13 protein-coding genes and 2 pseudogenes are annotated in these 7,595 nt (G+C 36.8%); 5 read left to right on the top strand and 10 right to left on the bottom strand.

What is annotated here, in order from left to right; genetic code table 11:
• Positions 1-130 precede the first annotated feature (130 nt).
• Positions 131-436: a hypothetical protein gene (locus tag PVV68_RS09335; RefSeq protein WP_273782939.1), complete on the bottom strand. Its 306-nt coding sequence runs from the start codon at positions 434-436 to the stop codon at positions 131-133.
• A gap of 296 nt (positions 437-732) precedes the next feature.
• Between PVV68_RS09335 and PVV68_RS09330 the strand changes: the two genes are divergently transcribed.
• Both PVV68_RS09330 and PVV68_RS09325 read left to right on the top strand, forming a co-directional pair.
• A complete protein-coding gene (locus PVV68_RS09330; RefSeq protein ID WP_273722095.1) occupies positions 733-1,131 on the top strand; it encodes a hypothetical protein in 399 nt (132 codons plus the stop codon).
• Between the two features lie 294 nt (positions 1,132-1,425).
• Positions 1,426-1,797, top strand: a complete 372-nt coding sequence (locus tag PVV68_RS09325) for a hypothetical protein (RefSeq protein WP_273722094.1) — start codon at positions 1,426-1,428, stop codon at positions 1,795-1,797.
• 167 nt (positions 1,798-1,964) lie between these two features.
• On the opposite strand, the gene PVV68_RS09320 is transcribed toward PVV68_RS09325, so the two are convergent.
• From PVV68_RS09320 to ssb, 4 genes are all read right to left on the bottom strand, one after another.
• Positions 1,965-2,297: a type II toxin-antitoxin system PemK/MazF family toxin gene (locus tag PVV68_RS09320; RefSeq protein WP_120122258.1), complete on the bottom strand. Its 333-nt coding sequence runs from the start codon at positions 2,295-2,297 to the stop codon at positions 1,965-1,967.
• On the bottom strand, positions 2,297-2,554 hold the full coding sequence (locus PVV68_RS09315; RefSeq protein ID WP_273722092.1) for an AbrB/MazE/SpoVT family DNA-binding domain-containing protein: 258 nt from the start codon (positions 2,552-2,554) through the stop codon (positions 2,297-2,299). The genes PVV68_RS09320 and PVV68_RS09315 overlap by 1 nt, the downstream gene beginning before the upstream one ends.
• A 94-nt stretch (positions 2,555-2,648) precedes the next feature.
• Positions 2,649-3,143 carry a hypothetical protein gene (locus PVV68_RS09310; RefSeq protein ID WP_273782938.1) on the bottom strand — a complete coding sequence of 165 codons (495 nt, stop codon included), beginning with the start codon at positions 3,141-3,143 and terminating at the stop codon, positions 2,649-2,651.
• A gap of 49 nt (positions 3,144-3,192) precedes the next feature.
• Entirely contained in the window at positions 3,193-3,636 is a 444-nt protein-coding gene (gene ssb / locus PVV68_RS09305) for a single-stranded DNA-binding protein (protein WP_273782937.1), read from the bottom strand.
• 193 nt (positions 3,637-3,829) lie between these two features.
• Here ssb and PVV68_RS09300 point away from each other — a divergent pair, with 193 nt between their 5' ends.
• Together PVV68_RS09300 and PVV68_RS09295 are read left to right on the top strand one after the other, a co-directional pair.
• On the top strand, positions 3,830-4,129 hold the full coding sequence (locus PVV68_RS09300; RefSeq protein WP_273721903.1) for a BrnT family toxin: 300 nt from the start codon (positions 3,830-3,832) through the stop codon (positions 4,127-4,129).
• Positions 4,107-4,412, top strand: coding sequence for a BrnA antitoxin family protein (locus PVV68_RS09295; RefSeq protein ID WP_273721900.1), 306 nt, complete (start codon positions 4,107-4,109; stop codon positions 4,410-4,412). The genes PVV68_RS09300 and PVV68_RS09295 overlap by 23 nt, the downstream gene beginning before the upstream one ends.
• 23 nt (positions 4,413-4,435) lie before the next feature.
• Here PVV68_RS09295 and PVV68_RS09290 read toward each other — a convergent pair whose 3' ends face one another.
• The 5 genes and pseudogenes from PVV68_RS09290 to PVV68_RS09270 form a co-directional block, all read right to left on the bottom strand.
• Complete coding sequence (locus tag PVV68_RS09290; RefSeq protein WP_273721898.1) at positions 4,436-4,762, bottom strand: hypothetical protein; 327 nt, start codon at positions 4,760-4,762, stop codon at positions 4,436-4,438.
• 181 nt (positions 4,763-4,943) lie between these two features.
• Positions 4,944-5,330: a hypothetical protein gene (locus tag PVV68_RS09285; protein WP_273721896.1), complete on the bottom strand. Its 387-nt coding sequence runs from the start codon at positions 5,328-5,330 to the stop codon at positions 4,944-4,946.
• Positions 5,314-6,422 (bottom strand): annotated as a pseudogene (locus tag PVV68_RS09280) (DUF1376 domain-containing protein). Before PVV68_RS09280 ends, PVV68_RS09285 begins: the two are co-directional and overlap by 17 nt.
• Positions 6,415-6,910: pseudogene (locus tag PVV68_RS09275) on the bottom strand (crossover junction endodeoxyribonuclease RuvC). Before PVV68_RS09275 ends, PVV68_RS09280 begins: the two co-directional pseudogenes overlap by 8 nt.
• A 66-nt stretch (positions 6,911-6,976) precedes the next feature.
• The gene (locus tag PVV68_RS09270) at positions 6,977-7,309 is read right to left on the bottom strand and encodes a hypothetical protein (protein ID WP_273721891.1); all 333 of its coding nucleotides are present in this window, start codon (positions 7,307-7,309) and stop codon (positions 6,977-6,979) included.
• A gap of 83 nt (positions 7,310-7,392) precedes the next feature.
• Here PVV68_RS09270 and PVV68_RS09265 point away from each other — a divergent pair.
• On the top strand, positions 7,393-7,595 hold a 203-nt coding region (locus tag PVV68_RS09265; protein ID WP_273782891.1), incomplete at its 3' end, for a helix-turn-helix transcriptional regulator.

The following is a 7,595-nucleotide window of genomic DNA, read 5'->3' as shown; positions in this document are numbered from 1 at the left end:
TCTATTCATACATGGCAATTGTTTATAAAAAATGGTCAAATGAATCACGTATAAAAATGTGGATTCTTAAGTGGATTCATATAAAATAATTGCACTCAACATATTGACTTTGTTGTGTTTTTACTTATAATTAGTTGTCATTCACCAAAGGCACGATTTCTACACGCGTTATCATCTTAATCGCTCCCCCATCTTCACCTGTCACTTGAAGAGGCAAAATCTTCCCCAACAATGACAGATAAGCAGCGGGGCATTTGATTGCCTGTTTTTCGAGATAAGAGATCAAACCATCATCACCATATTTCTTACCAGCGCGCTCTGCTGCCTTAAGCACTGCTTCTTTCAAAATACGTGTCGTTTTATTTGGCACGCCTTTTACTCGCCCTTGACCTGCCTTTGGGGGCGTTCTTTTTGCAAGTTTTTCAGTGGTTTTCATGTGTGTTTCTTTTTGTAAACAAAACAATAAAAAACCCCGCAAAAGCAGGGCTCTGAACAATCATATAAACTTATAAGAAAGGCTATACCTTTACCGTAATTCTAGACGCAATTCGACTAGTACAGCAACGCCATAAAACACTATTTTTCATATCCTGTCAACAAAAAAATCACTATATTGTATATTTTTTATTTTTTTACCTAAATCTAGTGTCTTTAACAACCAACCACTCACAATTGTGTCATCTCAACGAATCAATTATATGACTAGAAACTAATAAAAAGCGGGGGAGAACAATGCGTGATATTGTCATAGTAATAGTGGGTATACTCATACTATGGGCTATAGTCTCTGACATGTGGGAAGAAGCAGAGAATGGTCGGAATACAGAATTTCAAGGTACTCTTTTATTAGTCATAGTACTCGGGGTGCTTTGGTATCTTGAATTTTCAAGAAACTCTTTATTAGTAGTAGCAATTTTGTTGTTTGCTTGGAGAAATTACCTAGGAATAATAGCAAATTTTGAACATGATCGCTTAATTGAAAATTATCAGATAACGTCTAATTGGAAGGATCAAAGAATTAATGAACTTCAAGCGGTTGAAGAGGAAATAATTAATGAGGAATTATCCAAGATAATAATAAAAGCTTTGGCAACAACAGAAACAGATAATGATAATGGAGAAACAGAATAAATCTGGTTGAGAAAAAATCAATTAAAGGTTCAATACTATGACTAATAATTAATAAAAAAGGGGAGAAAATGTGGTTTATTATAGGAATTGTAATCCTTATCTTAATAATCCCAATATTAATTGATATTATTATATTAGTAATTTACGGCATTGGATTATTTCTAGGGGGCATACTTGAAACTCTAAAAGAGTTCCTAAATTTAGTAGGAAAAATACTATTAACAATAATACTGCCAACGTTAGAAACTATCGATTATGCTTTTACAAAGGATAAAAGCAAATGGAACGAAATAATTGAAAAGCGAAGAAAAAACAAGAGATTATTACTTTCGCTTTGCCAAACGCAGCTTATTTTTACTCTTGCGCTTAGTGGGATTATCCTATTTCGCAGCAGCAGCAACTTTAATAATTATTTTGGTGCTTACTCTTCCTCTTACAGTCTGTATAGCACCAATCCAAGATAGAATCCAATTGCTACCGAATTTATTCTTACTACATGTATTAATTCTTTGGATTCAGTTTTGCGAAATCATATCTATGGAAACTGTAGCTTATATCGCATGCTTTGAAATGTTTGTATATATATTATGTAGCTTTTTTCACGCAGTATTTATAGCAGAATTATTAGAACAACAATCACACCTTTTGAAACAAAATAATAGATAATTTTCTTAGTTTCTTATATCTAATCGTCTCTAATCGTCCAAGCTAAGCTATCTTCCCACCTCTTCAGAAATAAAAAGGGTGCTTTTTTGCACATAGAATAAATTATTTTCTTCAGTTTTTTACAAGGAGTCATACAGAAAAACGTTTCACGCCATGCCGCAAAAAAACTACGTGAGAAATGTTGCTAGCTTAGCAAGGACTTCATTCATAATCATGGGAGGGACTGTTTCCATTTTCTTACCCTGACGCGCTCCAATATCAAGAGCACGTGGCTGGTCACAACGTATCACGCCTGTTGTATGCAATCCTACTCCCATTAATGAGACAGCAAAACCTGCTGTTCTAGCAAAATTTCCTCCGCTTGTAATAGGTAAGACAATGGGTGTTTTCGTTACACGATTAAACGCTTCCGGTGATACAATCAGTACAGGACGCGTTCCTTTTTGTTCATAACCCGAAGATGGATCAAGAGACACAAGCCAAATTTCGCCCCGCTTCATCACAAGAGCTCTCTACCAACAGGTTGAGCATCAAACCACTTTATATCCTCATCCGCAAAATCATCTGAAGGATTACATTGGGCTAATAATTCATCAAGAGTGTAACTTGGAAATGTTTGTGGCTTCACAATCAATTGTCCATTATCAACAGCCAAACCTACTTGTGTGTTTTCAGTAAGATGGAGAACATCAAGCAAGGCAGGTGGTATAGAAAGCATCACTGACCCTCCAACTTTACGTAATTTTGTTGTATGCATAAAACACCCTCTCTGAAATATTATATAAAAATATAACATCTTAAAAACTATTTCAAGAGCTTTTGATGCTTTTATAAAAATACTCGTAAAACATTTACCATTTATTTTTTTGGTCAAAATATTTCTGGAGAGCATTCAGAGCAATTCGCAATGAATTCACAAGATGTGGTAATGTTTGATCTTCTACAACAAGATATTGTAAAGCAGCAAGAAGGTTATACTGTCTATAGAGATGTTGTGTTTCTTTTATTACCTCTTGCATATTAGAAAACTGTTCTGTTGCAAATTCAACCCATTTTTCCCTTGCTTTATCATCAGAAGATGATGGCATTTCATCATAAATAGCGCTTGGTAAACCTTTTGCACACAAATAGTCATTTTTCACTTCAAGATATTTTTGTGCAGCATCATACTGATCTTGAGTAAGCACCCCTTGTAAACATAACCGCCCAATATAAGTCCCAGAAAGCGGATTTTTAGCCTCTTCTATGGTCAAACAGAAGCGCTTTGCACGCATTTCAATTGCCAATTGATTAACAGGATCTTGACGTACTTTCACTTGTGAAAGGTAGGCATCTTTCTTTCTCATACATCCCCTCATCTATGGAAACTCACATTTTTTCTTTTTGCTATTTAAATCAAAATGGTATGCTGTCATTAAGAGATGCGCTATAATCTTGAGCACCTGAAGCGATAGCATAACTTTGAGAAGTGACAGATGAAGGAGTGGATTGCTCTTTCTTTGCATCAAGTAGGTGCAATTCCCCTTTATATTGTGACAAGACAATCTCTGTTGTGAAGCGGTCAATACCATTTTTATCTTGCCATTTACGGGTTTGTAATTTGCCTTCTACATAAACTTTTGAACCTTTATGTAAATATTGAAGCGCAATTTTTGCCAAATGTGGATTAAAAATCACAACGGAATGCCATTCTGTTTTCTCTACTTTTTGATGGGTATTTTTATCTGTATAGCTCTCAGAAGTCGCTATACTAAAATTGACTATTTCGGCTCCAGAATTCATAGTTTTGCTTTCGGGATCAGCACCTAAATAGCCAATTAAGATTACTTTATTCAACATGTTTGTAAATTCCATTTGGTTTGCATTTTATACACATAAAACCTTAGCATAATTTGTTTATTTTTTCAATTATTTCAATTTATTAATAATAGTTTTTAAAGTATTATATTATATTAATTGTGCATAAAATATGGATCGTTCAGTGTTCATTTAAAACTCTTGATATACATACATAAATGTATTAACATAAGATATGAAAATAAGATTTGAATGGGATGAAACTAAAGCAAGAAGTAACCTTAGAAAGCACCGTGTAAGTTTTGAAATAGCCGCACGTGTTTTTGCAGACCCATTCGCCATGGTTAAACAAGACCGTATTGAAAACGGAGAATATCGTTGGCAAACTTTGGGGCTTGTGGATGGTTTTTTACTGCTGCTCGTAGCGCATACTGTCCGTGATGATAAAGATGGTATCGAAGTAATCCGTATTATTTCAGCACGACGCGCTAATTTGAAAGAAAGGAAACGTTATGAAGAAGAAAGTTCGTTATGAAATTGATATAGGTAACTTATCTCCTTTGACAGATAAACAGAGAGTTGAAGTTGATAAACTGGCTGCAATGCCGGACAGTGCAATTGATCATAGTGATATTCCCTCACTCAATGATGCATTCTGGAAAAACGCCGTTCGCAATCCATTCTATAAACCAACCAAAACTGTCACAACAGTACGTGTGGATTCAGACGTTCTAGCGTGGCTTAAAAGTCAAGGGAAAGGATATCAAACGCGGATTAACGCCATTTTACGTGACGCCATGCTTCGTTCAATGCGTTGACCTCTTTCTTGCTACAAAGAGTATCAAAATGCTTTTGATAATTTTTTGATTTTCTTGTTGATTTCATCTATGAGAGGTTCGTAATTAAGAACGCTTTTAGGTAAGTTGCCACCGTAAACCCATGCTTTTACTTGTGCCTTGGTACTGAAATCCGCATTCTTAGGTATTTTGTAATACTGACCACCATCAAATTTTTTACACTCTCTCCTGCCATCTTCATGTTCGTAGAGGTTGTAAAAATACTCTGCTGCTCCATCTCCCCATGGCACATAACCAACAGCTGTTGCCACAAACTTTTTTTGCATGGGCTGTTTACGTTGTGTTAAGAAGAGATGTTGTAAAATTTGCATGTCTTAATCCTTAAATTTGCCAATAGGGTTATTTGACTCAAATTTGACTGTACAGAGCGTTTTATATTACAGATGTGGTTTTCATCATAAAATCTTTAAATCGCTTTGTACGGCGCACTTTTGTCGATTTAAAAGCATATCTAATCTCAAAACCATCAGCACTTTTCACTATTTTGCTGTTTCAAGCTGCTTTTGAACTGTCCCTGTTATGACGCTCTTCATCGGGCTTACCTATCCTCGTGAATGAAATGCGTTTACCACCCAATGCCTTGTTGCGAGTATTTTCAATGGCTATAAAAACTTTCTCAGAAACTCCCAAAAGCCTGCTTTCCAAATCACGACAATAGTTCGCAAGATCAGCACAAGAGGGGACAAAGGTTGTTGACATGCCTTTGGCTTCTCCACGTATAAGATTTTTAACAGCCTGCAACAAAGCCCAGAGTGAAATGCCGTTAAGAGCAGCGATATAAGCCTTTGCACGTGCTTGTGCATTGGAAACTTTTTGCATTGTCAAGCCACCTTCAAGCACATCAAGAGCCTCTGCAATGTCTTCAACAGACGCTTTCAAGGTAAGTAAGTTTTGGACGGTCTGATAGGTTGCGAAAGCTTGTTTCTCTAGTGCTGGTGTCAATTTCACGCCACTGATCAAGGTCCATGGATACTCCCTTGTGACGTATTGTGCCATCCGTTGTGCAATGTTTTGAAGTGGATTCACTAAATCCTGCTTCACGGATAAGGTTACGGATTGTCTCTCCGGTACCACCACGAGTTCTTTGATCTTTTGAAAAGTTTCCATTGTTTCCACCATTGTTGTTTGTGTTTTTTGTTTTTTCTAAATCATCAATCGCCTTGCGTACCCAGTTACGCCATGTTGCTTTCCAATCGGTTTTGCGTGCGTCCTTGCCTGCTTTGGCTTTCCAAAAATCTCGAAACTTTGCGATCTCGATTTTGATACGCTCTGGAGGCAAGCCCTCTGCAAGTGCAAAATCGTAATCGGGTTCAAAATCCGCAGGCAATCGACAACCTCGATCAGTGTTAACCTGCTTGGCTTTTTTCGGAACGTTTTCTTGCTCGTGAAGGGGAGGTTGGTTTTCTGATGATGTTGCGTTTTGTTCTGATTGGCTTTGGAGGGTATCACCTCTGTTGGCTCTTCAACCAAATCGTTTGTTTCTAAATTTTCAGAATTAATTTCTTTTTTTGCTAAAATGATAGTTTTAGTTTTTTTATATATATTCTTATTCTGGTTCTTTATAGCTTGATTTTGCTTAACGTTTGCTTCAGCAAAATTATTAACATGTTGTTTTATCGCATTTTTTGCTTGCACACCTTTTTTACCAGCTTCACTACGAACTTGTGATATGTGGTCTTTTTTATCAGCAAAATCTTTTAGCTCTTCTTCAACGCGCGTATTCCATAACCCACTATCTGTCTCAATAAGTTTATCATTCTTCATGAGATATTCGACAATAGCTGCAAATTTTTTCTGCGAACAATGACAAATGCGTGCAAGCGTTTGAAAGTCTGTTTTAAGTGGTTCTTTTTTTTCATACATGCAAACGAGAAGGGTTATATAAACGTCCCGTTGTTCAGATGTCATTCCATTTGTACCACTTATCCAGTCATACAAATAAAATCTTACCCATGGCATACCATTAGACATGCATACCCCCTTCTTTCTTTAAATATAAAATTGCCAAAGCATCTGCTTCGTTGTCATCTTTAGGCGTATGCCCTTTTGCACACACCGCTTTAATCATTTCTTCTTTTGAAGCATTACCCTTCCCTGTTGTCGCTTTCTTAATTGTACCAACTGGAATGCCTTCGTACGGTATCTGATGATGTTCACACCAAGCCGTTAAAGTTGCTAGAAAGCCACCGTAAACATGCGCTGCATCAGTCCCCACATGCCGGCGTACTTCTTCAAAATATACCGCGTCAATTTCATCAACGGACCTCTTTAGTTCAGAAAGCCATTTCTTAAAGCGCAGATAACGCATACCACCGCCTTCAAAACGGCGTGATTGAAAATGTTCTGTATCACTTGTAATGTTCTGTATCACTTGTTATGTGACCATCAGCACCGCATATAGCCCAGCCAGTCTTGCTACCTAGATCAAGACAGAGAATGGTTTGTGCATGCGTGATCATAATCCCCCCTTAAGGCTGTTGCGTATTTATCTGCACGCCATGATGACATGCATAGTGATTAAGCTTTTAAAAATTGTGCTGCTGGTGCTCGTTATTATCTGTAGGATTGGCTGTATTAAACTTCTCCATTAGATGGCGCATATCTTTTTTAGATTTTGTCATTAGATGAGTACCCCTATGGTATTTATTCGCATAATTATGAAGAAACCAATCTAATGTAACCCAAGATAGGCCTTTGGATTTAGACACTTGGATAATTATGTTCCAATATTTTGGAGAAATACTATTGCGGTCACGCATTTTACGCGCAGCTTCATAGCTACATCCGATTTCTTCAGCAAATCGGCGTATAGATCCCCAAGATTCAATCAAATTTTTGACACAAAAATTATTAACCATGGCAATAATAGTACATTGCGTACAATTTTAAATCAAGGTAAAATAGTACACAATGAATGAAAAAAATAGTGGATAATGTACGAATGACTTATTTGCCAAAAGATAGACTTAAAATAGCACGTAAAAACGCTGGATATGCAACACCAAGCGAGGCGGCACGCGCTATACCAGCTCTTAATCAAAATACTCTCATTAGTCACGAAAATGGAAATCGTCCTGTTTCGCGCCAAAAAGCCGAGCTCTATGGACAAGTATTTAATGTAGATCCTGGATGGATTTTATATGG

Source organism: Bartonella sp. ML69XJBT (assembly GCF_028618515.1).
Taxonomy (GTDB): Bacteria; Pseudomonadota; Alphaproteobacteria; order Rhizobiales; family Rhizobiaceae; genus Bartonella.
This window is presented reverse-complemented; position numbering and strand designations above follow the sequence as displayed.

What these genes read in the sequence shown, in the direction of transcription:
- PVV68_RS09335 (WP_273782939.1), bottom strand. Translation starts at nt 436, where the DNA reads ATGAAAACCACTGAAAAACTTGCAAAAAGAACGCCCCCAAAGGCAGGT.
- PVV68_RS09330 (WP_273722095.1), top strand. Translation starts at nt 733, where the DNA reads ATGCGTGATATTGTCATAGTAATAGTGGGTATACTCATACTATGGGCT.
- PVV68_RS09320 (WP_120122258.1), bottom strand. Translation starts at nt 2,297, where the DNA reads ATGAAGCGGGGCGAAATTTGGCTTGTGTCTCTTGATCCATCTTCGGGT.
- PVV68_RS09315 (WP_273722092.1), bottom strand. Translation starts at nt 2,554, where the DNA reads ATGCATACAACAAAATTACGTAAAGTTGGAGGGTCAGTGATGCTTTCT.
- PVV68_RS09310 (WP_273782938.1), bottom strand. Translation starts at nt 3,143, where the DNA reads ATGAGAAAGAAAGATGCCTACCTTTCACAAGTGAAAGTACGTCAAGAT.
- ssb (WP_273782937.1), bottom strand. Translation starts at nt 3,636, where the DNA reads ATGTTGAATAAAGTAATCTTAATTGGCTATTTAGGTGCTGATCCCGAA.
- PVV68_RS09300 (WP_273721903.1), top strand. Translation starts at nt 3,830, where the DNA reads ATGAAAATAAGATTTGAATGGGATGAAACTAAAGCAAGAAGTAACCTT.
- PVV68_RS09295 (WP_273721900.1), top strand. Translation starts at nt 4,107, where the DNA reads ATGAAGAAGAAAGTTCGTTATGAAATTGATATAGGTAACTTATCTCCT.
- PVV68_RS09290 (WP_273721898.1), bottom strand. Translation starts at nt 4,762, where the DNA reads ATGCAAATTTTACAACATCTCTTCTTAACACAACGTAAACAGCCCATG.
- PVV68_RS09270 (WP_273721891.1), bottom strand. Translation starts at nt 7,309, where the DNA reads ATGGTTAATAATTTTTGTGTCAAAAATTTGATTGAATCTTGGGGATCT.